The organism is Maritimibacter sp. 55A14 (assembly GCF_003122205.1).
Classification (GTDB): domain Bacteria; phylum Pseudomonadota; class Alphaproteobacteria; order Rhodobacterales; family Rhodobacteraceae; genus QEYE01.
On record NZ_QEYE01000008.1, the window covers coordinates 128,168 to 149,837 of the forward strand.

Consider the following 21,670-nt stretch of genomic DNA (forward strand, 5'->3'; position numbering starts at 1 on the left):
GGAGACTGAGACATGAAACGGACGACAACAGCCCTGGGCGCGGTGGCGCTGATGCTGGGCGCGGGGGCCGCGGAGGCGGCCGACGAGGTGACGCTGCAACTCAAATGGGTCACGCAGGGCCAGTTCGCGGGCTATTACGTCGCCCAGGACAAAGGCTACTACGCCGACGAGGACCTGGACGTGACGATCAAGCCCGGCGGTCCGGACATCGCGCCGCCGCAGGTGATCGCGGGCGGCGGCGCGGATGTCATTGTGGAGTGGATGCCCGCGGCGCTGGCGAGCCGCGAGAAGGGCCTGCCGCTGGTCAATATCGCGCAACCCTTCAAATCTTCGGGCATGATGCTGACCTGCCTGAAGGAGACGGGTGTCACCGGCCCCGAGGACTTCCCGGGCCGGACGCTGGGCGTCTGGTTCTTCGGTAACGAGTACCCGTTCCTGAGCTGGATGAGCGCGCTGGGCATTCCCACCGATGGCGGCGCGGAGGGTGTGACCGTCCTCAAGCAGGGCTTCAATGTCGATCCGCTGCTCCAGAAACAGGCCGACTGCATCTCGACGATGACCTATAACGAATACTGGCAGGTGATCGATGCGGGCATTTCGGAGGATCAGCTCGTCACCTTCAAATACGAAGACCAGGGTGTCGCGACGCTGGAGGACGGTCTTTACGTACTTGAGGACAATCTGGACGATCCGGACTTCGTGGACCGGATGGCGCGCTTCGTGCGGGCCTCGATGAAGGGCTGGGAATACGCGGCCGAACACCCCGACGAAGCGGCGGAGATCGTGCTCGACAACGATGCCACCGGCGCGCAGACGGAGAAGCACCAGAAGCGGATGGTCCGCGAGATCACCAAGCTGACCGAGGGCTCGAACGGTGCTCTCGACCCGGCGGATTTCGAGCGCACGGTCGATACGCTCCTGGGGGGCGGATCGGACCCGGTGATCACGGCGCATCCCGGCGACGCGGCCTGGACCCATGCCATCACGGACCGGGCGCTGAACTGAAGGACGCAGATTCGGCCAGCGCGAACGGGGCGTCCTGCGGCGCCCCGTTTCGCGCTTCGTGAACTGCACGGCCAGATCGCACGCATTGTTGCGCGATCGGAATATCCGCCGGCAAAATGAGCGGAGAATCGCCGAGGAAAAAGCAGCCAGATCCCTGCGACCAATCCGGGCAGATTTTCGCCATGTTTTCTCCGCATTTCCCGCGCACGGTTTTGTGATGGGGGCGCCGAACCAAGGTCGTGCTGCGAGGTCTGCTCACGGCTTCCGAGCTGGAAGTCACACACGAATGGTTCCGGTCTGACGAAATGACGCGGCGATGGATCGCCGGCGCCGGATGACCTGAAACATGGCCTGATCTTCGGCAAGCATTTGAAAACGAGGAGTCGGTGTTATGGTTTTCTCCCTCCTGTTTTTCCTGGTTGCGTCCGTATGCGGTGTAATTGTCAGCGTGCTGCTGGTTCAGATCGTCCTGTCTGTGCTCTGGGCCTGCGCTCTGCGAACGCGCGATACGGCCTCGACGTGTTTCTCCTTCTTCGGGCTCGGTAGCGAGGCGCGCAAAAGTTCTGCCTGAGCGCCGGCCCCGCGGCTCGAGGTTCCGGCCGCGCTTCATTACCTCCTGACTGTACCTCATTGTCAGGTGCGCCCCCGGTTCCCGTCAGGGCCGGGGGCGTTCGTCCGACAGGGCCTTCGCGCAGGTCCCGACCGCGCCCCGAGCGTCAACCCGCCGCGCGCGCCTGCCGCTTGCGCTCATGCGGGTCAAGGAAGCGCTTGCGCAGGCGGATGGCCTTGGGCGTGACCTCCACCAGTTCGTCATCGTCGATATAGGCGATCGCCTGCTCCAGCGACATCCGCACCGGCGTGGTCAGTCGCACCGCCTCGTCGGTGCCGGAGGCGCGGATATTGGTCAGCTTCTTGCCCTTGAGCGGGTTCACTTCCAGGTCGTTCTCGCGCGAGTGTTCACCGATGATCATGCCCTCGTAGACATGCTCCTGCGCACCGATGAACATGCGGCCGCGGTCTTCGAGATTGAAGAGCGCGAAAGCCACCGAGGTGCCGTTCTCCATCGAGATCAGCACCCCCGCGCGGCGGCCGGGAATGTGGCCCTTCCAGGGCGCCCAGCCGTGGAACACGCGGTTCAGAACGCCGGTGCCGCGCGTGTCGGTCAGGAACTCGCCGTGATAGCCGATGAGCCCGCGCGAGGGCACCAGCGCGATGATGCGGGTCTTGCCCGCACCCGCCGGTTTCATCTCCGACACCTCGCCGCGGCGCGGGCCGGTCAGCTTTTCCATCACCGCGCCGGTGAACTCGTCATCGACGTCGATGGTCACTTCCTCGATCGGTTCGAGTTGCTGGCCGTCCTCGTGGCGCATCAGCACTTGCGGGCGCGAGATCGACAGCTCGAACCCCTCGCGGCGCATGTTCTCGATCAACACGCCCATCTGCAACTCGCCGCGTCCCGCCACTTCGAAAGCCTCGCCACCGGGCGTGTCCGTCACCCGGATCGCCACGTTCGACTCGGCTTCCTTCAGGAGCCGCTCGCGGATCACGCGGGACTGCACCTTGCTGCCGTCCCGGCCGGCCAGCGGGCTGTCGTTGATCCCGAACGTGACAGAGATCGTGGGCGGGTCGATGGGCTGCGCGGGCAGGGCCTCGGTGACCGAGGGCGCGGCCAGCGTGTCGGCCACGGTGGCCTTGGACATGCCGGCGATGGTGACGATATCGCCGGCCTCGGCGCGATCGATGGGCTGCTGGCCCAGGCCGCGGAACGCCATGACGCGGGTCACGCGAAAATTCTCGATCTGCCTGCTGTCGCGCGACAGAGCCCTGAGCGTGTCGCCGGCCTTGACCCGTCCGCTTTCCACCCGGCCGGTCAGGATGCGCCCCAGATAGGGATCGGCGCCCAGCGTGGTCGCCAGCATCCGGAACGGCGCTTCGATGGCGGCGGCTTGCGCCGGGGCGGGGACATGGGCGAGCACCAGCTCGAAAAGCGCGGTCAGATCCTTGCGCGGCCCGTCCAGTTCGGTATCGCACCAGCCGTTGATGCCTGAGGCGTAGAGCACCGGGAAATCGAGCTGCTCGTCATCGGCGTCGAGCGCCGCGAAGAGATCGAAGACCGCGTCGAGCGCCCGGTCGGGATCGGCGGCGGGCTTGTCCACCTTGTTGAGGCAGACGATTGGGCGCAGCCCCAGCGCCAGCGCCTTGGAGGTGACGAATTTCGTCTGAGGCATCGGCCCCTCGGCCGCGTCGACCAGCAGTACGACGCCGTCCACCATGCTCAGGATGCGCTCCACCTCGCCGCCGAAATCGGCATGTCCGGGGGTGTCCACGATATTGATGCGCGTGCCGTGCCATTCCACCGACGTGGCCTTGGCCAGGATGGTGATCCCGCGCTCGCGCTCCAGGTCGTTGCTGTCCATCGCCCGCTCGGCGACCGACTGGTTTTCGCGGAATGCGCCCGACTGTTTGAGCAACTCGTCCACCAGCGTGGTCTTGCCGTGGTCGACATGGGCGATGATCGCGATATTTCTGAGGTCCATTGGACTGATGCCTGCATCGTGAGGGGGAAGCCTGCGGCGGCGTTACCCGAGGACGCGCTGCAAGGCCAGCGCAAAAAGGTCACAGGCCGGATCCGGCCGCTTTGGCGTGTCCCGCTTGCCCCTGTGGCGCCTCGCTACGGCCGGGGCGGGTCAGGATTGACGCTCAAGCCGGAAAAGGCAGAGAAACTCCTGCGCAGCGGAAACGTCACCCTCCACGCCGACCTCGCCTCTGGCAACCAGTTCCGCCAACGGCGTGGTGCCGTAGACGGCTTTTGCCTGCACATTGCCATTTCCTGAAAGGATAAAGGGTGCTTCGGGTCGGGTGACCAGGCTGGTCTGCAACCGGCCTTCGGTCAGCCGCATCTCGAAGGCCTCGTCGCCGAAATCGAATCCCGCCTTGGCCTCGCGACCCCGGCCCGGTTCCGGAATCAGGCTCACCCGCATCGAGATCATCAGCGCCGAGGGGCTGATGAAGCGGGACGGGTCATGGCCCGGCACCATCAGCGCCCAACGGCAGAGCGCCTCCAGCACCGGCAACAGGCCGCGTCCCGCATCCGTGAGCGAGTAAACGCCCAACCTCTCATCGTGGTCGACGACCCCGTTCCGGGCGAGTTGCGCCAAACGCCCGGTCAACACGCTGGCCGAGATGCCGGGAAGGCCGGCGCGGATCATCTGGAACCGTTTCGGGGCGAACATCAACTCGCGCACCACCAGCAGTGCCCAGCGGTCCCCGATCAGGTTCAGCGCATGGGCCGCCAAGCAGCCCTCGTCGTAGCGGGGGCGGGGGATTCTTGCCTGTTTGGTCATTTTTCCATATGGACAGTTGTTGTTTCATACTACCGCTGCCACGATCGGGCTTCAAGCAGGATTCGCCTGCACCAGTTTCAGTTTGAATGAAGGGTAGTGTGATATGGCCTATTTTACGGGTGCCGTGGCGGCGGTGCCGACCTCGAACAAGGCGAAATACGCCGAGCATGTGTCGGCTGCCTGGCCGCTGTTCAAATCCTACGGCGCCACCCGCATGGTCGAGACCTGGGGTGTGGATGTGCCCAAGGGGAAGGTCACCGACTTCTATGGCGCGGTGGATGCCAAAGACGATGAAGCCATCGTGTTTTCCTGGATCGAATGGCCGGACAAGGCGGACGCGGATGCGGCCTGGGCGAAGATGCAGGACGACCCCGCGATGCCCTTCGATGGCAGCCGCATGATCTTCGGCGGGTTCTCACCGGTCTACGAAGCCGGTCAGCATAATGGCGCGGGCTACTACCAGGGCTTCCTGCTGGCGGTGCCGGAAAAGAACAGGACCGCCTACGCCCAAATGGCCGGCGAGGGCTGGAAGATGTTTCAGAAGCGCGGCGCCAAGGGCATGATCGAAACCTGGGGCGAAGACGTCCCCCGCGGCAAGAAGACAGACTTCTACCAGGCAGCCAAGGCCGAAGAGGGCGAAGTGCCGGTCTTCAGCTGGGCGGCCTGGCCCGACCGCGCCACCTGCGACGCAGCCGCCAAGGCGATGGAAGCCGAGATGGGAGACATGGATATGTCCGCAATGCCCTTTGATGGCATGCGGATGATGTGGGCGGGCTTCGAGCCGCTTTTCGACTCGGGAGAGGCCGAATGACACTCACGCTCTTTACTTATGATTGGCTGCCCGAATTCCCGCGTGGCTTCGTGCGCGACATGCGGGTGCGATGGGGGCTGGAAGAACTCGGTCGCCCGTATCGCGTCGAAACCGTTCCGGTTCATCCCAAGAGCGAAGCGCACCGGCGGATGCAGCCCTTCGGGCAGGTGCCGGTGATCCGCGACGGAGATCTGACGCTGTTCGAAAGCGGCGCGATCCTGTTGCACCTCGGCGAGGGTGGCGCGCTGATGCCCGAGCCCCGCCGGGCGGCGGTCACGCAATGGCTGTTCGCCGCCCTGAACACGGTCGAGATTGCGAGTTCGCACTGGATGCAGATGGTACTCGCGGGGCGGTTTCCGGATTTCTTCGGCCCGGCGCCTGCGGCGGCGGTCAAGGAACATGCCAGGCAGGGCATGGATGCCCGGTTGGCCCCGCTGGAGCAGGAATTGGCAGGACGGGACTGGCTGGCTGGCGATTTCAGCATTGCCGACATCGCGATGGTCGAAGTGCTGCGCGTGCTCGAAGCCGAGGGCGCGCTGGCGGACTACCCGGCACTCACAGCCTATGTGGGCCGCGGCACCGACAGGCCCGCGTTCAAGAAGGCGATGGCGGATCACATGGCCCATTGGGAGGCGGCGGATTCCGCACCCGCCGCCGGGCGGGCCTGACGGCCGGCCCGCTTCGCGCTGCACCCCATGGCAGATCCGGGAAACGCACCGGGGCCGGGACCTGTTGAGTCCGATTGGTTCAAGATGAGGATGGATAAACGATGACCGTTGCGAAGAACACGATCTGCCTCTGGTATGACAAAGACGCCGAGGCCGCTGCCCGCTTCTATGCCGAGACCTTTCCCGACAGTTCGGTAAGTGCCATCCACCATGCGCCCGGCGACTATCCCGCCGGCAAGGAGGGTGACGTACTGACGGTTGATTTCACCGTGCTTGGCATTCCCTGCCTGGGCCTGAACGGCGGGCCTGCATTCACGCATAGCGAAGCCTTCTCCTTCCAGGTATCCACGGAGGATCAGGAAGAAACCGACCGCTACTGGAACGCCATTGTCGAAAATGGTGGCCAGGAAAGCGCCTGCGGATGGTGCAAGGATAAATGGGGAATTTCCTGGCAGATCACTCCACGGGTCTTGGTGGAAGCGCTCGCGGCGGGAGGCGGCGAAGCAAAGCGCGCCTTTGAAGCGATGATGGACATGAAGAAGATCGACGTCGCCGCGATCGAGGCGGCGCGCCGCGGGCACTGACGCCTTTGTACCGCCTTGGCCGGAGGGCTGAGGCTCCGACGGCCATATCCTCAAGTGTCCTCACTGAAACACCTCAGCGAGACAAGCTTTGGAGAACACCATGAAGAATAAGTAAGTTACTGATATTCTTCTTGAAAGGGGAGATTTTGTGGAGCCAGGTAGAGCCGCTTCGGTGAAGCTGTTTCCATTCCATTTCAGGGTGCAGGTTCAAGCGAGCGGCAGCGGCGTCCGGTGCCGGGAGTGCGGTCATCCCGCGAGGTGACGGAGAAGGTTACCCCGCACAGCAGGACAGCATCGCCACGTCCTTGTCGAAGGTCTGCGCGGCGAGCTTCAGCCCCTCGACGGTGGTCAGGTACGGGAAGAGCGTCTCGCCGAGCGCCTTTGCGGTCATGCCGGCCTTGAGGGCAAGCGCCAGCGTCTGGACGCTGTCGGCGCCCTCGGGCGCAAGGATCTGGCCGCCCAGCAGGCGGTCGGTTCCCGCGTCGGCGACCAGCTTGATGAGCCCGCGCGTGTCGCGCGCCGCAAGCGCACGGGGGACCTGATCGAGCGGCAGGACCGAGGTCTTGACGTCGTAGCCCGCCGCCCTTGCGGCTTTCTCCGTCAGGCCGACGCCCGCTACCTGCGGGTCGGTGAACACCACCCAGGGCATGGCGCCGTTATCGTAGACGAAGCTGTCGCCGTTCAGCGCGTTGAGCGCGGCGATCTTGGCGCCGTAGGCGGCCATGTAGACGAACTGGTCGCGTCCGGTCACGTCGCCGGCGGCGTAGAGACCGGCCTTGGAGGTGCGCATCCGCCCGTCGACCGGGATGGCGCCATTGTTGCCGAGTTGCACACCGTTGTCTGGAAGACCGAGCCCGCGCGTGTTGGGCGTTCGCCCCGTCGCCGCCAGCACCTGCTCCGCCGTCAGCGTTTCTTCCTGTCCTTCGATCTCCACGCTCAGGGCAACGCCGCCGTCCACTTGCACAATCCGCCGGTAGGCGAGGCCGTCATGCACGGCCAGACCTTCGTCGCGCAGATAGCCGGTCAGTGCTTCCGATACCTCCGGCTCGGCCTCCGGCAAGAGGTGCGAACGAGTCACCAGCGTCACCGCCGTGCCCATGCGCGCGAACATCTGCGCAAGCTCGCAGCCGACATAGCCTCCGCCGATGACGATCAGCGATCGGGGCAGGACCGTCAGCTCCAGCGCGGTAGTGCTGGTCAGCCAGGGCACGTCGTCGATGCCGGGGATGTCCGGCTTTGCCGGCGCGGCGCCGGTCGTGATGATGGCCTTGCCTGCCGGGACGATCTGACCGTTCACGGCGATGCCGTCAGGGCTCAGGCGTGCGGCCCCGTCGACATAGGAAATGCCGGGCCAGGCGGACAGCAGGTCGACGTACTTGCCCTGGCGGAGGCTCGCCACGAGGTCGTCCTTGGCGTCCACAAGAGCTGGCCAGTCCGTCACCTGCGCCTCTCCGGCAAGGCCGGGGAAACGGCTGGCGGCGCGCGCAACATGCAGGGCCTCGGCGGCGCGGATCATGGTCTTCGACGGCACGCAGCCGACATTGACACAGGTGCCGCCGATCGTGCCGTGGCCGATCAGCGCAACATTGGCGCCCTGTTCGGCCGCCGTGATGGCGGCGGAGAACCCCGCCGAGCCGGCGCCGATGACGGCAATGTCGTAGCGCCCGCCCGACGGCGGTGTGCAGCAATCGGCCATGTTATCTGGTCTCCTTCGTTGCTTTGGTATCCGTTTCGCAGCAGGCGGCGGCCCGTTGCCGGCGCCAGAGGCCGTAGGCCGTAACGCCGACGAACACCGCCAACGTCGGCAGCAGCACATAGTCCAGCCAGCCGAGCCAGGCGGAGAGTCCGACCACGCCCAGCCCGATGACCAGCACCGGTGTGAAGCAGCAGATGGCGGCGATGACGGTGCCGATGACACCGGTCTTGATGATCGTGGCGTCCTTCACGGTTTGTGCTCCTTTGCCGGCTCGCGATAGTCGGACGTGTTCTCTGTATCGACTCCATCCAAAAACAGTCTAAGGTCTGTAGTAGCTACAGGCTCAAGGGGTCCTTGCAGAAAAGATGAGACTCGGCACGTCAGGGAAGGGATTGTACCGGGCAGCGCTTGCGCGCCGGACCGGCTGCAACCTGGAGACCATCCGCTACTACGAGAAGATCGGCATGATGCCGGAGCCGCCGCGCACGGAAGCCGGTTATCGCGTCTACGATGACCGCCATCTGGAGCGGCTGCGCTTCATCCTGCGGGCGCGTGAGCTGGGATTCTCGCTCGACGATATCCGCGGGCTGCTCGCGCTCGTCGATCACGGGACGCAGACATGCGCCGAGGTGAAGGAACGCACCGAACGGCACCTTGCCGACGTGCGTGAGAAGATCGCCGATCTCAGGCGCATCGAGCGGGTTCTGGCCGAAACGGCAGCGCAGTGTTCCGGCGACGAGGTGCCCGATTGCCCTGTGCTGGAAGCACTGACCTCTTGAGACGCGACGATGATCCCGCTCGACGGCCCAGCTTGGGCGACGCCTGTCGGCGCGGATCGTTCTAGCTATGGCTTTGATGACGTGACCGTCCTCCATTGTGGATCATTTCAGACCCACCTTGGCACACCGATGCCGTCGGGGGCGGTCACATCATCAAAGCCGGTATACCCCTACAACGGCATTGTTGCAGAACTCTGACCGCTGAGGATTCACATCAAAGTGAACAGGAGCAGCCAAGCTGGGTGCAAGGCCTTGGGATAGCTCCGACGCCGCACCGCATGGAGTTTCACCGTGTCAGGCGCGTATGTGCGTCTTCACGATCTCAGTCTCTGCCGCAATCACCAGATCGTCCAACCCCTTTCCGCCTGCATCGACATGGGCGTGAAGCTGATCCAGCATGCGTGGCTCCCAATAATCGGTCAGGTGTGCGGCGATGCGGGCGGCCTGATCCCCGCCGGGCTGGGTCTTGAAGAATGTGGCAATCTGGTTGGCCATATGAACCATTTTCTCAGGCGACATGGTGAACCTCGATGTCGATGCGGTGGGGATGGGAATAGAGATCGAACCCGCCGCCGCGGGCGAAGGCCGCGAGGGTGATGCCGGATGTCTCGGCAAGCCGAAGCGCATGTGCGGTGGGGGCGGAGACAGCGATGAGGATGGCGCAGCCTGCCACGGCGCATTTCTGCACCAGTTCGACCGAAAGGCGGCTGGTCATCACGATGGCCCCGGTTGCCGGGTCGATGCCGCCACGCCAGAGCGCGCCAACGAGTTTGTCGAGTGCATTGTGCCGCCCCACATCCTCGCGCGCCATCACCACGCCCTCGCCGGGCCGGATGAACCCGGCGGCATGGGTGGCGCGGGTCAGATCATGCAGCGGCTGGCACGCGCCGAGCGCCGCGGTGGCGCAGGCGATCTCTCGCGCGGCAAAGACCGGCCCTGCATGGATCACGGACGGCACCGCCCGCACCGCCTGTTCCAGGCTGTCGATACCGCAGAGGCCACAGCCCACCGGCCCCGCCATCTGCCGCCGTCGCGCCGTGAGCGCCTCCTGACGATCGTCGCGCAGCCAGAACCGCGCCTCGATGCCCTGATCATGCGCGGCGATCTCGAACTCCTCGATCTGGTCCGGGGCGGTCACGATCCCCTCGGTCACGGCGAAGCCATGGGCAAAATCGGCGATGTCATCGGGTGTCGCCATCATCACCGCCTGCGTCGTGCCGTCAAAAACAAAGGCTACCGGGGCCTCTTCGGGCAGGGCGCGGGTGACGCGGCGCGCCCCCTCTGCCTGCACGGAGAGGCCCGGGCGGCTTTGGGTGGGAGAAAAGCCCATCGCCATCACTCTGCCGCAGGCAGGATACGCCGCGCCTGGGCGGCCTGCGCAGCATAATCTTCCTGCCAGTCGGTCGGCCCGTTCGACAAGCTGATCTGCACCGCCGTCACCTTGTATTCCGGGCAGTTGGTGGCCCAGTCGGAATAGTCGGTGGTGATGACATTGGCCTGCGTGTCGGGGTGGTGGAAGGTGGTGTAGACCACGCCGGGGCTCACGCGATCGGTGAGCTTGGCGCGCAGCGTGGTTTCGCCCGCGCGGCTGGCCAGACGCACCCAATCGCCGTCTTTCAGCCCGCGAACTTCGGCATCATGGGGATGGATCTCCAGCAGGTCCTCCTCGTGCCAGACCACGTTGTCGGTGCGCCTTGTCTGCGCGCCGACATTATACTGGCTCAAGATGCGCCCGGTGGTCAGCAACAGCGGGAAACGCGGGCCGGTCTTTTCATCCGTCGCGACATATTCGGTGACGATGAACCGCCCCTTGCCGCGCATGAACGCGTCGATATGCATCAGCGGCATGCCCTCGGGATGCGCCTCGTTGCAGGGCCATTGTACGCTGCCTTTTTCCTCCAACAGCGCGTAATCCACCCCGGCGAAGGACGGCGTCGTCGCCGCGATTTCCTCCATGATCCGGGCCGGATGCGCATAGGTCCACCCCGCGCCCATGGCATTGGCGAGCATCTGGGTGATCTCCCAGTCGGCATAGCCATTGAGGGGCGGGATCACCTTGCGCACGCGGTTGATGCGGCGCTCGGCATTGGTAAAGGTGCCGTCCTTTTCCAGGAAGGTCGAGCCGGGCAGGAACACATGCGCGTAATTCGCGGTCTCGTTGAGAAAGAGGTCATGCACGATGATGCACTCCATCGCCGCCAGCCCCGCCGCCACATGCTTGGTGTCGGGGTCCGATTGCAGGATGTCTTCGCCCTGACAATAGAGCCCCTTGAAGGTGCCATCCACGGCGGCGTCGAGCATGTTGGGAATGCGCAGGCCCGGTTCCGCGTCGATCTGAACGTCCCATGCCTCTTCAAAGACCTTGCGGACCTCGGGGCCTTTGACGTGGCGATAGCCGGGCAATTCGTGCGGGAAAGAGCCCATGTCGCAGGCGCCCTGCACGTTGTTCTGACCGCGCAGCGGGTTCACGCCGACGCCGGGCCGTCCCATGTTGCCAGTCAGCATGGCCAGATTGGCGATGCCCATGACAGTGGTGGACCCTTGGCTATGTTCGGTCACGCCAAGGCCGTAGTAGATGGACCCGTTGCCGCCGGTGGCAAAGAGGCGGGCGGCGGCGCGCAGCTCTGCCGGATCGACGCCGGTGAGCATCGCCGTTGCCTCGGGCGAGTGGCGGGGGTTGCTGATGAACTCGGCGTAATGCTGGAATTCATCCCAATCGCAGCGCGCGCGGATGAACTCTTCATTTATCAGCCCCTCGGTCACGATCACATGCGCAAGGGCGCTGACCACGGCGACATTCGTGCCGGGACGCAGCGGCAGGTGATGCGACGCCGCGACATGCGCCGATTTCACCAGATCAATCCGGCGCGGATCGACCACGATCAGCTTTGCGCCTTCGCGCAGCCGTTTCTTGAGGCGGGAGGCAAAGACCGGGTGCCCGTCGGTCGGGTTCGCGCCGATCACCACCACCACATCGGTCTGCTCGACAGAATCGAAATCTTGCGTGCCCGCAGAGGTGCCGAATGTCTGACCCAACCCGTAGCCGGTGGGCGAATGACAGACCCGCGCGCAGGTGTCGGTGTTGTTGTTGCCAAAGACCGCGCGGGCCAGTTTCTGCACCAGATAGGTTTCCTCGTTGGTGCAGCGGCTCGACGTGATCACGCCGATGGATTTCTTGCCATATGTCTCCTGAAGCCCGCGCATCTTGCTGGCGGCAAAACTCAGCGCCTCGTCCCACTCGACCTCGCGCCAGGGATCGGTGATCCGGTCGCGGATCATCGGCTTGAGAATGCGGTCCTTGTGATGGGCGTAGCCATAGGCGAACCGGCCCTTGACGCAAGAATGCCCGCGATTGGCCTTGCCGTGCTTGTAGGGCACCATGCGCACCAACTCGTCGCCATTCATCTCGGCCTTGAACGAGCAGCCAACTCCGCAATAGGCGCAGGTGGTCACGACCGACCGGTCGGGCGTGCCCATCTCGATGATGGATTTCTCCTGCAAGGTCGCGGTCGGGCAGGCCTGCACGCAGGCCCCGCAGCTCACGCAATCGGAGGCGAGGAAATCATCGCCCGCATTACCCGCCGACACCCGGCTGTCAAAGCCACGGCCCTGAATGGTCAGCGCGAAGGTGCCCTGCACCTCTTCGCAGGCGCGCACACAGCGGTTGCAGACGATGCATTTGCTGGGATCGTAGCTGAAATAGGGATTGCTGTCGTCTTTGGGCAGCCATTCGGGATTGGCTTCGCCGCTCGTGTTGCGGGCCTCGAAATGGTTGACCATGCCGCCATTTTCCGGGGCCTCATAGCGCACGTCGCGCAGGCCGACGGCGCCGGCCATGTCCTGCAATTCGCAATCGCCATTGGCCGAACAGGTCAGGCAATCCAGCGGGTGATCGGAGATATAAAGCTCCATCACGCCCTTGCGGATCTTGCGCACCTTGCTTGAGCCGGTGTGGACCACCATGCCGGGGGTCACGGGCGTGGTGCAGGAGGCGGGTGTGCCGCGCCGCCCTTCGATCTCGACCACGCAGAGGCGGCAGGAGCCGAAGGCCTCAAGGTTGTCGGAGGCGCAGAGCTTGGGGATCTGGATGCCAGCCTCGGCCGCCGCGCGCAGCACCGAGGTGCCTTCGGGCACGGTGACGGCCATGCCGTCGATCTCGAGTGTCACCGGCGCGCCGGTCTTGGCGGGTGTGCCCATGTCGCGGTCGTTCGGAATGATTAAATCCTTCATTCGGCGGCCTCCTGTTGGGTGGCGAAATCATTGGGAAAATGCGTGAGCGCGGACATCACCGGCAGGGGCGTGAACCCGCCCAGCGCGCAGAGCGAGCCGTCTTTCATCGTCTCGCAGAGATCGGTCAGGAGCGGGATCGCCGCTCCGTCGCCCTCGGCGATCCGGTCCAGCGTCTCGACGCCGCGCACAGCACCAATCCGGCAGGGAGTGCATTTGCCACAGCTTTCTACCGCGCAGAATTCCATCGCGAAGCGGGCCATTTGCAACATGTCGGCGGCGTCATCGAAGACCACCAGCCCCGCATGGCCCAAGAGACCACCCTTGGCGTCCAGTTCCTCGTATCCGAGCGGCGCGTCGAAGTTGGACACTGGGATATAGGCCCCGAGCGGCCCGCCCACCTGCACCGCCTTGACCGGGCGGCCCGAGGCGGTACCGCTGCCGAGATCGTTCACCACCTCCCCGAGGGAGATACCGAAAGCCGTCTCGAAGAGCCCACCGCGCGCCACGTTGCCTGCGATCTGCAAGGTCACGGTGCCGCGTGAGCGGCCCAGCCCGAAATCGGCGTAATACTGCGCGCCCTTCTCGAAGATCACCGGCACGGTGGCCAGCGAAATCACGTTGTTCACCACAGTGGGTCGCCCGAGAAAACCCTCCAATGCAGGCAGCGGCGGCTTGGCGCGCACCACGCCGCGCTTGCCTTCGAGGCTGTTCAGCAGCGAGGTTTCCTCGCCACAGACATAGGCCCCGGCACCCACGCGGATTTCCATTTCGAAGGCGCGGCCAGACCCCAGCACATCCGCGCCCAGCACCCCCGCCCCGCGCGCGATCTCGACCGCGCGGCGCATCACCCGGATGGCGTCGGGATATTCCGAACGTAGATAGACGTAGCCCTTGGTAGCGCCCACGCCGAGACCGGCAATCGCCATGCCCTCGATCAGCGTGAAAGGGTCGCCCTCCATGATCATCCGGTCGGCAAAGGTGCCGCTATCGCCCTCATCGGCGTTGCAGACGATGTATTTCTGCGGCCCTGCAGCATCATGCACGGTTTTCCACTTGATGCCGGTGGGAAACCCGGCCCCGCCACGCCCGCGCAAGCCTGACTTGGTCACCTCTTCGACGATTCCCGCCCCGTCCATGCCGATGGCGCGCCACAGACCGGCAAGCCCGCCATGCGCCTCGTAATCGCTCAGGGAAAGTGGGTTGATCACGCCGACGCGGGCAAAGGTCAGCCGCGTCTGCCGCTTCATCCAGTCCAGTTTCTCGACCGGGCCAAGCGCCTTGGCGCTGTCGCCCGCCAGAATATCCGCCACATCGCCAACCGTGGCCGGGCCATAGCCGTGGCGCACGCCGTCGATCTCGACCTCGACCAGCGGCTCCAGCCAGATCATCCCGCGCGTGCCATTGCGGACAAGTTCGATTTCGATGCCCCGTGCCTTGGCCTCTGTGCGGATCGCCGCGGCCACATCCTCGGCACCCAGTGCCTTGGCCGCGCTGTCCATGGGTACGTAAATCTTCATGCGCCCGCCTCCGCCAGGAGGGTATCCATCCGGGCGTTGTCCACCCGGCCGACCACCCGGTCATCCAGCATCGCGGCGGGCGCGCAGGCACAGAGCCCGAGGCAATAGACCGGCTCGACCGTCACCGCCCCGTTTATTGTCGTACCGTGCCAATCCAGCCCCAGCTTGGCCAATGTCGCCTCTGCCAGCGCCGTGCCGCCCACCGCCTGACAAGCCTCGGCACGGCAGATTTTCAGCACATGCCGCCCGACGGGGTTCTCGCGGAAATCGTGGTAGAAACTGATCACGCCATGCAGTTCCGCCCGGCTGATGTTCAGGGCCTCGGCGATGGGGCGATGTGCCGCCTCGGGAATATGGCCAAAACTGTCTTGCATGGCGTGAAGGATCGGCAATAGCGGTCCTTCGAGATGCGAATATTCTGCGAGGAGGGTATCGATTTCCTCAGATGTGGGGACGGTTTCATTCATGGCTGGCCTCATGCGGTTGCTGAGGTCAGTCAATCAGGTATCACCATGGCAAATCAATATCGCCATCCGGTCAATTGATAGATATTCTCTATCAAGACTCGGCTGCCAATCGGCGGGCCTCGCGCAAGAGGCTCTCCAGAACTGGGGTATGCGGTTCTCGCCAGGGGGCAACCAGCCCGACCGAATGGGCCGGTTCGGGACCGGTCAACGGGACCAATCGCACCGGTTTGCCAATCGCATGAAACCGCGCCGAATCCTCGGGTAAGACCGTCACCCAGCCCCCGGTTTCGACCGTGGCCATCAGAACCACGGTGGAATTCGATTCGATCCACGCCTCGGGCGTCACATCGACGGCGGCGAAATTGCGATTGATGATCCGGCGGTTCTGCATGTCCGGCGTCAGCAGGCACAGCCGCTCTTGCACCAGTTCTGCCCACCCCACCGACTCGCGTTCGGCAAACCGCGAGCCCTCGGCGCAGACCAGCATATAACGCTCCGCATAGAGCGGTTCCGTACTGACCCTGCCCATCGGCTCGTTGTCGAGATATGAAATGCCCGCATCCACATCGAGATTATCCAGCATCGATAAAATCTCGACCGAGGTGCGCGACAGGATGGTAAAGCGCACATTGGGGTGCTTTGCGTTGAACCGGTGACACAGCCGCGCCGCCCATGTCAGCGCCGTCGGGATCGCCGCGATCCTGAGTTGCCCGGACAGACCATACCGCTTGGCGCGCATCTCCTCGCGCAATTGGCGGGCATCGCCAACGATCCGCCGCGCCCAGACCAGCGTCGCCTGTCCTTCCGGGGTGAGACCGCCATACCGGGAGCCACGAAAGATGAGCTGCACGCCCAACTGTTGCTCAAGCTGCTTGATCCCTGCCGAAAGCGATGGTTGGGTGATCCCTATGCTGATCGCCGCGCGCCCAAAATGACCCTCCTTGGCCACGGCGATGAACATCTCCAGCTTGTCCAGCATGATTGGTCACTACAATTACAATTCGGCAATCCGATAGAAATCAGCAATGCCGTCGGTATGGCAACCCTGTTTTCTGATTTCGTTCTCGCCCCTCTCCACTCCTCGCAAGCCAATCTGAACGCTACTCTCGTGCGGTGTATGGCCGCTTTCGTGAGGTTCCACTCCCCATTTCGCGCTCGCAGCGAACGGCCGCTCTCCGCCCGACATTGAGCATTGTAAGAGCATGGATCCTGACGGATGCTTCCCTCCTGGTGTCCAACCGGAGTCTGCCCGATAACGACAGCCGCACTCGGGGATTCGCCGAAGAAGCATGGCGAACAGTAAGCCATTTCACCTGCCTCACACCGTTAGAGAGACACCGGGACGAATGCGCGCATCAATTCACGGCTGTTTTTGGGAAACTGGTAGCGGAGGAGGGTACTGGGCGGAAACCCAATTGCCTGATCCTTTACCCTTTCCGGGTCGAACGTCCGTGCGTGGCTGAGATCCATGATCGTTGCATCATGCGTCACGTCACCTGCGCGGCAACCATGACGATGCCCAGAACGATCAGCCCCAGTCCGATCGGCCGCGCAAGCCGGTCACCGCTGGGAAGGGTCTTCTCCGCCGCCATGATCAGTCCCAGAAGCAGCATCCAGCCCACGCTCGCGGTGCCGGTCACAAACATCAGGAGCATAAGCGCCCAGCAGCAGCCAACGCAGTAAAGCCCGTGGTCGAGCCCGATGGCCAGCGCGGACCGGCTCGGATGGGGACCACGCCAGTGCCGCAGTACGAAGCCCATGGGTGCTCGGCAGCGCTCGAGGCAAAAGTCCTTGAGCCGCGAGAACTGGAACAGCCCGGCCAGTGCGATGACGCCCGCCCCGATGGCCCAGCCGTTGAAGACCAGCCAGTCGACCTTTGCCACGCCCCAGTGCACGGCGATGTCCAGCAGATGCGCCAGCACGCCGAAGCCCAACCAGACGGCCAGATAACCGCCGACCAGCAGCGCCATCAGTCGCCGGCCGTCCCCGCGCGGCCGGGTCATGACCCGAAACCGGTGAATCAGCGGCAACGCCGTCGGCAGCATCATCGCCGCCGACATCAATAGCCAGCCACCTGCATAGAGCAGAAGCGGGAGCAGCCACTGCCCAGCAGGCAGGCTGGCGCAGAGGCTCTGTGCGATTCCCGCCTTCGTCCAGTCGCCGTGGTCCAGGTAACGACCCCATGCCGAATGTTGCGAGACCCAGAGTGTTGCCCAGGCCAGGGCGAAGATCGCGCTCCAGAGCACAAGGAACATGCGGGGATGGAGGGCGGGCAGGCGCATGGATCACGCCTCAAAGGCGAAGCTGCCCTGGATGGCATTGTGGCCTGAAAGATTGATATCGAGGCCGAGCTTCGGATTGTTCATCCGGAACTTCGGTGCCTTGCCGACGAAGGCGGGCGAACCCGGGATGGTCGAAAAGACGCTCTCGTTCAGTGTCGTCAGCTCACCGGTCGCGCCGCGATAGGGCTCGATCTCGGCGTCCACGACGTCGCCGACCTTGTAGCGACCCTTGCCTTCGGTCACGTCGAAGGTGATCCGCGCGCGTTCGAACTCCACGATCTCACCGTGAAGCTGCGCGAGATCGGCGAGCGGTCCGCCCTTCTCGCCGGTGAAGGCACCGCGGATCGCTTCCATCTGTTCGTCGGTCGCCTCCTCAGAGACGAAAACCGACAGCCGCCAGTTGCCATCGAGCACGTTGCCTGGAATGTGGGTCGATCCCGCGACGGTCAGCCCGGACACGTCGATGCCGTCGATCTCGCCCTTGTCGAAATGGTAGGCCAGCGACGCCTCGCAGGTCTTGCCGTCCGGGTCCTCGCCGATCCAGCAGGGGCAAAGCACCTTGCAGGTGCAAACTTCCAGCAGGCGTCCTTCAAGTTTGTAGGTCATCGTAAACTCCTTTCGTATTGGGTTACTCGGGATTTCGGGCGTCGATGCGCCAGGAACTCGACGCCATGACGACGCCGTTCTCCGTCCGGTAGGGGGCGAGAGCCTCACCCAGCCGCGCGACAATCTCCTCGTGCCGCGCTTCGGCCTCCGCGCCGGCTTCGCGATAGGTCTCGCCTGCGGGACCAAGGGCAAGCTGGAAGGCTATGGCCTCCTCGACCGTGTCGCCCACGGTCCAGGGCGCGTCGATACGTGTGAACCGGATGTCCTCGTAGCCCGCCGAGCGAAGTTGCCCGCTCACCATCTCCTCGCCGGCCATCGAGAACGGGCCGGGGCCGCAGCTCTGGGCGTCCTCGCCCGGCTCGGGCAGCATGTCGCGTACCACGTCGCGCGGCACCTTCAGACAGGGATTGTCGTCAATGGTGCGCCAGACCATCATCGTCATGCCGCCGCCAGGCTTGAGAGCGCGGCGCATGTTCTTCAGCCCCGCGACCGGGCTGGCGAAGAACATCGTCCCGAAACGCGAGAAGACGAAATCGTATTCGGGCGCGAAATCGCAGGTCTGGGCGTCGGCCTCGCGGAAGTCGATATTGCCGATCTGACAGAATTCCGCGTGTTGCCGCGCGGCGGCGAGGAAGCCGGGGCAGCAATCGAGACCGGTGACATGACCGCCGGGCGCGACCCTCTCCGCGAGGTCGGCGGCCGTATCGCCGAAGCCGCACCCGACATCGAGCACCCGGTCGCCGGGCCGCAGATCAAGTTGCGGGATCACCTGGTCGCTGTGCAGGCTCAGCCCGCGAGTCAGCGGCTTGCGGAACCGGGTGAACTTCGGTTCAAGCGTGTCGTTCCAGAAATCGACGAGTTCGCGGGACGGGTCCCTCTGGTCGAGCATCGGATCCTCCTTTCGCTGTTGCTGGTATCGGGGAGGATTTTGACGGCGCATGCGGTGGTCTGGTAAGAGACAGAAGCGCCGAAGTCGGGGCGATCGTGCCATCGGTGCGTGAAATATCCTGATCGATGGCCCTGTTGTGCCCCGGATATTCGTGGGAAGTGCCGTCGGCTCCGGCTTCTCCCCCGCCCGAACGCACTCGCGCAGGAGGGATACCATCGCGACGAATAACCGCCCGCTTCACGTTTCGATCCTCGCCGTGCCGGACGCGATGCTGTCCACGGTCACGGGAATCTACGACGTGTTGAACTCCATGGCGGTCCTGGCCCGCGCCGTGCCCGACCTGCCACAGACCCCGCCCTTCACCGCCGAGGTCGTGACCGAGACGGAAACCCGCGTGAAAGTCGTCAGCGGCCTGTCCCTGTCCGGCCGACCCGCGAGCGAGGTGCAGCGGACAAACATCATCATCGCACCGTCCCTCATGCCGGCCAGCCTATCCTGGGAGAAGGGCCGCCACGAGGAACTTGTGCGGTGGATCCGGCGGATGCACGAGCAGGGCAGCGTTCTGGTTTCGGCCTGCACCGGGCTTCTGCTCTTGGGAGAAACGGGGCTCTTTGACGGTCGGCAGGCGACCCTGCATCCGCAGCTCCTGGAGATCTGCCGGCAGACATATCCCGAAATTGACCTGCGCCCGGAACACGTGCTGGTCACCGACGGCGCGAGAGAGCAATTCGTCTCATCTGGCGGCGCGACCACCTGGCACGACCTCGTGCTCTACCTGATAACGCGCTACACCAGCGCCGCCGCAGCGGTCGAGATGGCCCGGTTCTTCGCGCTGAAGGCGCATGACGAAGGGCAGGCGCTATACTCGGTCTTCGTCCCGCCATTCGACCACGGCGACGCAATGGTGCGGGACGCGCAGCACTGGCTGGCAAGACACCTTGCCTGCGAGACGCCCGTCGAGGCCGTCGTCGCCCATAGTGGCATGGCGCCCCGCACCTTCAAGCGCCGGTTTCGCGCCGCCACCGGCTTCAGCCCGATGGGCTACGTGCAGCGGCTGCGCGTCGAGGAGGCCAAGCGGTGCCTGGAACGGACCCGCGACCCGGTCGAGGAGATCGGCGCACGCGTCGGTTACGTCGATCCGGCCTTCTTCCGCCGCCTCTTCAAGCGCGTGACCATGGTTTCCCCCGCGGTCTACCGCCAGCAGATGAAGCTACCGGATCCCTACCGCCACCGGCAATGAGACCGGCAGGTCATGCGACTTAGGCCGGTTGCCAAGCCTGCCGCACGTGTGTACGCGTGTCACACCCATCTCGCGGGCGGCATGGAGCCGATAGGCGAGATTGGCGCTCTGCACGCCGCGTTTCCGGAAGACCGGGTCGGTGGCGGCGAAATCGGTGAACGCCGCCTCGCCCGATAGAAAGAGCGCAGCGCAGCCCGCGGGTTCGTTTCCATCCCAGGCTATGTAGGCGTGCCAGCCCTTCGCTTCCGGCAATCGGGCAAGCCATGGTTCAGCCGCTTCACAGAGATCGAAGCCTGCGCATACGATGCGGGCAAACACGCCGCCTTCCCCGGAGGCGGCTTCGCGGATCTAGAACCCCATGTCGGTATCCGGCAATTCGCCTGCAATCTCCCTTTCGAACTTCTGCCAGGCGCGGGCTGGCTTCAGGCCGGCCGCCTTGCAGAGCGGGCTGACGAGGTCGTCGGACAGGCTCCCCTCGAGTCGCCGGATCGCCCGAGCTACGGCCTGGGTGAGGAAGAAGGTGCCACGATTGAGGTCCAGGTAGCGGTCGTAGTCTTCTTCAGCGTGTTCGAGAAAGGGCTTCGGCAGAAAGACACCCGCCCCGTTCACGAGTCCGGTGAGATCGGGAAATTCAGTGGGTATACGGGCAGAAAAGGCCCTCACCGCCGCCGGCTCGGCGAGGTCCAGGGCTGCGATCTCGACCCGGCCGGGATGCGCCAGGTCCTGCTGCGCGACCTCAAGCCTGTTGCGCTGCCGACCGACCAGCACAACACTGCCGCCATCTTCAAGCAGCAGGCGGGCGGTTGCCTTGCTCATGCCGCTGGCGCCGCCAACGATCAGGGTGCGGGTCTTGGAAGTCATGGTGTATTCTTTTTCGATTGGTCTGAGGTCTTCGCCGAGGACCGCGACGCCGGGCGCCCTGCGAGCTCGGCTTCGAGTTCGGCGATCCGTGCTGCGAGCGGCGCGGTCACGGCGTTCACGTCAGCAAGAGTGTAGCGCTCGGTTATGTGCTGCGGGCAATTCCAGTCGAAGCCCTCGACCCTGATAATAATGCCCCGCTCGATCCGGGCGCGGTAGTCCGAGATCTCCAGCCTCGACAGTGCTGTGCGATCCTCGAGATCGATAATCCGGGCGCGGCCGAAGAGCTTCAGTCGGGTCTTGTTCGGATAATCCATGAAGAACAGCGACACCCGGTCGTCGGTCGTCAGGTTTCCTACACTGACATATTGCCGGTTGCCTCGAAAATCCGCGAAACCGATCGTGCCTTCATCAAGCACGCGCACGAAACCGGCCGGCCCGCCACGGTGCTGGATGTAGGGCCAGCCCGTCTCGCTGACGGTCGCCATATAGAACGAGTCCCGTGCGGCGATGAACCCGGCCTCGGCTTCGGTGAGCTGTCGGTTCAGTGGCTCCGGCGCAGTCTCCATCCGGGCATATGCGCTCCGGCTTCCCTGCGCCTCCTGCACCTTCTTGACCGTCGGCGTGAAGGCGATCTTCGCGAAATGATGTGGCATGATTTCCTCCTGCGGGCCCTTGCACCGCGCCCTATAGG

At 64.5% G+C, this 21,670-nt stretch carries 22 protein-coding genes; 6 read left to right on the forward strand and 16 right to left on the reverse strand.

Going from position 1 to position 21,670, the window contains the following annotated elements; genetic code table 11:
- Positions 1-12 precede the first annotated feature (12 nt).
- Positions 13-1,005: an ABC transporter substrate-binding protein gene (locus DDZ14_RS08870; protein ID WP_109424602.1), complete on the forward strand. Its 993-nt coding sequence runs from the start codon at positions 13-15 to the stop codon at positions 1,003-1,005.
- 716 nt (positions 1,006-1,721) lie between these two features.
- On the opposite strand, the gene typA is transcribed toward DDZ14_RS08870, so the two are convergent.
- The gene (gene typA / locus DDZ14_RS08880) at positions 1,722-3,542 is read right to left on the reverse strand and encodes a translational GTPase TypA (protein ID WP_109424604.1); all 1,821 of its coding nucleotides are present in this window, start codon (positions 3,540-3,542) and stop codon (positions 1,722-1,724) included.
- 150 nt (positions 3,543-3,692) lie between these two features.
- The gene (locus DDZ14_RS08885; protein WP_109424605.1) at positions 3,693-4,349 is read right to left on the reverse strand and encodes a helix-turn-helix domain-containing protein; all 657 of its coding nucleotides are present in this window, start codon (positions 4,347-4,349) and stop codon (positions 3,693-3,695) included.
- 103 nt (positions 4,350-4,452) lie between these two features.
- On the opposite strand from DDZ14_RS08885, the gene DDZ14_RS08890 reads away from it, so the two are divergent.
- From DDZ14_RS08890 to DDZ14_RS08900, 3 genes are all read left to right on the forward strand, one after another.
- Positions 4,453-5,160 (forward strand): DUF1428 domain-containing protein, encoded by a 708-nt coding sequence (locus tag DDZ14_RS08890; protein WP_109424606.1) that lies wholly within the window; start codon positions 4,453-4,455, stop codon positions 5,158-5,160.
- Complete coding sequence (locus DDZ14_RS08895) at positions 5,157-5,828, forward strand: glutathione S-transferase family protein (protein WP_109424607.1); 672 nt, start codon at positions 5,157-5,159, stop codon at positions 5,826-5,828. Before DDZ14_RS08890 ends, DDZ14_RS08895 begins: the two co-directional genes overlap by 4 nt.
- 101 nt (positions 5,829-5,929) lie before the next feature.
- Complete coding sequence (locus tag DDZ14_RS08900) at positions 5,930-6,412, forward strand: VOC family protein (RefSeq protein WP_109424608.1); 483 nt, start codon at positions 5,930-5,932, stop codon at positions 6,410-6,412.
- A gap of 271 nt (positions 6,413-6,683) precedes the next feature.
- On the opposite strand, the gene merA is transcribed toward DDZ14_RS08900, so the two are convergent.
- Together merA and merF are read right to left on the reverse strand one after the other, a co-directional pair.
- Positions 6,684-8,108 (reverse strand): mercury(II) reductase, encoded by a 1,425-nt coding sequence (gene merA, locus DDZ14_RS08905; protein WP_109424609.1) that lies wholly within the window; start codon positions 8,106-8,108, stop codon positions 6,684-6,686.
- A 1-nt stretch (position 8,109) separates the two neighbouring features.
- Entirely contained in the window at positions 8,110-8,358 is a 249-nt protein-coding gene (gene merF / locus DDZ14_RS08910; RefSeq protein WP_199221318.1) for a mercury resistance system transport protein MerF, read from the reverse strand.
- 115 nt (positions 8,359-8,473) lie between these two features.
- On the opposite strand from merF, the gene DDZ14_RS08915 reads away from it, so the two are divergent.
- Positions 8,474-8,887, forward strand: a complete 414-nt coding sequence (locus DDZ14_RS08915) for a helix-turn-helix domain-containing protein (RefSeq protein WP_109424610.1) — start codon at positions 8,474-8,476, stop codon at positions 8,885-8,887.
- A gap of 294 nt (positions 8,888-9,181) precedes the next feature.
- Here the strand turns inward: DDZ14_RS08915 and DDZ14_RS08920 are convergent, their stop codons facing one another.
- From DDZ14_RS08920 to DDZ14_RS08960, 9 genes are all read right to left on the reverse strand, one after another.
- Positions 9,182-9,406, reverse strand: a complete 225-nt coding sequence (locus DDZ14_RS08920) for a formate dehydrogenase subunit delta (RefSeq protein ID WP_109424611.1) — start codon at positions 9,404-9,406, stop codon at positions 9,182-9,184.
- The gene (gene fdhD, locus DDZ14_RS08925; RefSeq protein ID WP_109424612.1) at positions 9,396-10,223 is read right to left on the reverse strand and encodes a formate dehydrogenase accessory sulfurtransferase FdhD; all 828 of its coding nucleotides are present in this window, start codon (positions 10,221-10,223) and stop codon (positions 9,396-9,398) included. The genes DDZ14_RS08920 and fdhD overlap by 11 nt, the downstream gene beginning before the upstream one ends.
- The gene (fdhF, locus tag DDZ14_RS08930) at positions 10,223-13,117 is read right to left on the reverse strand and encodes a formate dehydrogenase subunit alpha (RefSeq protein ID WP_109424613.1); all 2,895 of its coding nucleotides are present in this window, start codon (positions 13,115-13,117) and stop codon (positions 10,223-10,225) included. The genes fdhD and fdhF overlap by 1 nt, the downstream gene beginning before the upstream one ends.
- A complete protein-coding gene (locus tag DDZ14_RS08935; RefSeq protein WP_109424614.1) occupies positions 13,114-14,634 on the reverse strand; it encodes an NADH-quinone oxidoreductase subunit NuoF in 1,521 nt (506 codons plus the stop codon). The genes fdhF and DDZ14_RS08935 overlap by 4 nt, the downstream gene beginning before the upstream one ends.
- A complete protein-coding gene (locus tag DDZ14_RS08940; protein ID WP_109424615.1) occupies positions 14,631-15,101 on the reverse strand; it encodes a formate dehydrogenase subunit gamma in 471 nt (156 codons plus the stop codon). Before DDZ14_RS08940 ends, DDZ14_RS08935 begins: the two co-directional genes overlap by 4 nt.
- Positions 15,102-15,192: 91 nt before the next feature.
- Positions 15,193-16,080, reverse strand: coding sequence for a LysR family transcriptional regulator (locus tag DDZ14_RS08945; protein WP_109424616.1), 888 nt, complete (start codon positions 16,078-16,080; stop codon positions 15,193-15,195).
- A 508-nt stretch (positions 16,081-16,588) separates the two neighbouring features.
- Positions 16,589-17,383 carry a DUF2182 domain-containing protein gene (locus DDZ14_RS08950; RefSeq protein WP_109424617.1) on the reverse strand — a complete coding sequence of 265 codons (795 nt, stop codon included), beginning with the start codon at positions 17,381-17,383 and terminating at the stop codon, positions 16,589-16,591.
- A 3-nt stretch (positions 17,384-17,386) separates the two neighbouring features.
- Positions 17,387-17,989 (reverse strand): DUF1326 domain-containing protein, encoded by a 603-nt coding sequence (locus tag DDZ14_RS08955; protein WP_109424618.1) that lies wholly within the window; start codon positions 17,987-17,989, stop codon positions 17,387-17,389.
- Positions 17,990-18,011: 22 nt separating this feature from the next.
- Complete coding sequence (locus DDZ14_RS08960) at positions 18,012-18,878, reverse strand: class I SAM-dependent methyltransferase (protein WP_109424619.1); 867 nt, start codon at positions 18,876-18,878, stop codon at positions 18,012-18,014.
- A gap of 256 nt (positions 18,879-19,134) precedes the next feature.
- Here DDZ14_RS08960 and DDZ14_RS08965 point away from each other — a divergent pair, with 256 nt between their 5' ends.
- Positions 19,135-20,118, forward strand: a complete 984-nt coding sequence (locus DDZ14_RS08965; protein WP_199221319.1) for a GlxA family transcriptional regulator — start codon at positions 19,135-19,137, stop codon at positions 20,116-20,118.
- On the opposite strand, the gene DDZ14_RS08970 is transcribed toward DDZ14_RS08965, so the two are convergent.
- From DDZ14_RS08970 to DDZ14_RS08980, 3 genes are read right to left on the reverse strand one after another with little or no spacing between them, the layout of a single operon-like run.
- Positions 20,089-20,436, reverse strand: a complete 348-nt coding sequence (locus DDZ14_RS08970) for a GNAT family N-acetyltransferase (RefSeq protein WP_158275492.1) — start codon at positions 20,434-20,436, stop codon at positions 20,089-20,091. The two genes, DDZ14_RS08965 and DDZ14_RS08970, sit on opposite strands and share 30 nt — an antisense overlap.
- A gap of 30 nt (positions 20,437-20,466) precedes the next feature.
- Entirely contained in the window at positions 20,467-20,979 is a 513-nt protein-coding gene (locus DDZ14_RS08975; protein ID WP_109424622.1) for an SDR family NAD(P)-dependent oxidoreductase, read from the reverse strand.
- The gene (locus tag DDZ14_RS08980; RefSeq protein ID WP_109424623.1) at positions 20,976-21,632 is read right to left on the reverse strand and encodes a pyridoxamine 5'-phosphate oxidase family protein; all 657 of its coding nucleotides are present in this window, start codon (positions 21,630-21,632) and stop codon (positions 20,976-20,978) included. Before DDZ14_RS08980 ends, DDZ14_RS08975 begins: the two co-directional genes overlap by 4 nt.
- Positions 21,633-21,670 lie beyond the last annotated feature (38 nt).

Coding starts and splice junctions, on each gene's coding strand:
- DDZ14_RS08975 (WP_109424622.1), bottom strand. CDS start 20,979: ATGACTTCCAAGACCCGCACCCTGATCGTTGGCGGCGCCAGCGGCATG.
- DDZ14_RS08945 (WP_109424616.1), bottom strand. CDS start 16,080: ATGCTGGACAAGCTGGAGATGTTCATCGCCGTGGCCAAGGAGGGTCAT.
- merA (WP_109424609.1), bottom strand. CDS start 8,108: ATGGCCGATTGCTGCACACCGCCGTCGGGCGGGCGCTACGACATTGCC.
- fdhD (WP_109424612.1), bottom strand. CDS start 10,223: ATGGCGATGGGCTTTTCTCCCACCCAAAGCCGCCCGGGCCTCTCCGTG.
- DDZ14_RS08940 (WP_109424615.1), bottom strand. CDS start 15,101: ATGAATGAAACCGTCCCCACATCTGAGGAAATCGATACCCTCCTCGCA.
- DDZ14_RS08915 (WP_109424610.1), top strand. CDS start 8,474: ATGAGACTCGGCACGTCAGGGAAGGGATTGTACCGGGCAGCGCTTGCG.
- DDZ14_RS08890 (WP_109424606.1), top strand. CDS start 4,453: ATGGCCTATTTTACGGGTGCCGTGGCGGCGGTGCCGACCTCGAACAAG.
- DDZ14_RS08885 (WP_109424605.1), bottom strand. CDS start 4,349: ATGACCAAACAGGCAAGAATCCCCCGCCCCCGCTACGACGAGGGCTGC.
- DDZ14_RS08980 (WP_109424623.1), bottom strand. CDS start 21,632: ATGCCACATCATTTCGCGAAGATCGCCTTCACGCCGACGGTCAAGAAG.
- DDZ14_RS08960 (WP_109424619.1), bottom strand. CDS start 18,878: ATGCTCGACCAGAGGGACCCGTCCCGCGAACTCGTCGATTTCTGGAAC.
- DDZ14_RS08870 (WP_109424602.1), top strand. CDS start 13: ATGAAACGGACGACAACAGCCCTGGGCGCGGTGGCGCTGATGCTGGGC.
- DDZ14_RS08895 (WP_109424607.1), top strand. CDS start 5,157: ATGACACTCACGCTCTTTACTTATGATTGGCTGCCCGAATTCCCGCGT.
- DDZ14_RS08955 (WP_109424618.1), bottom strand. CDS start 17,989: ATGACCTACAAACTTGAAGGACGCCTGCTGGAAGTTTGCACCTGCAAG.
- typA (WP_109424604.1), bottom strand. CDS start 3,542: ATGGACCTCAGAAATATCGCGATCATCGCCCATGTCGACCACGGCAAG.
- DDZ14_RS08935 (WP_109424614.1), bottom strand. CDS start 14,634: ATGAAGATTTACGTACCCATGGACAGCGCGGCCAAGGCACTGGGTGCC.
- DDZ14_RS08920 (WP_109424611.1), bottom strand. CDS start 9,406: ATGTCGCCTGAGAAAATGGTTCATATGGCCAACCAGATTGCCACATTC.
- DDZ14_RS08950 (WP_109424617.1), bottom strand. CDS start 17,383: ATGCGCCTGCCCGCCCTCCATCCCCGCATGTTCCTTGTGCTCTGGAGC.
- fdhF (WP_109424613.1), bottom strand. CDS start 13,117: ATGAAGGATTTAATCATTCCGAACGACCGCGACATGGGCACACCCGCC.
- DDZ14_RS08900 (WP_109424608.1), top strand. CDS start 5,930: ATGACCGTTGCGAAGAACACGATCTGCCTCTGGTATGACAAAGACGCC.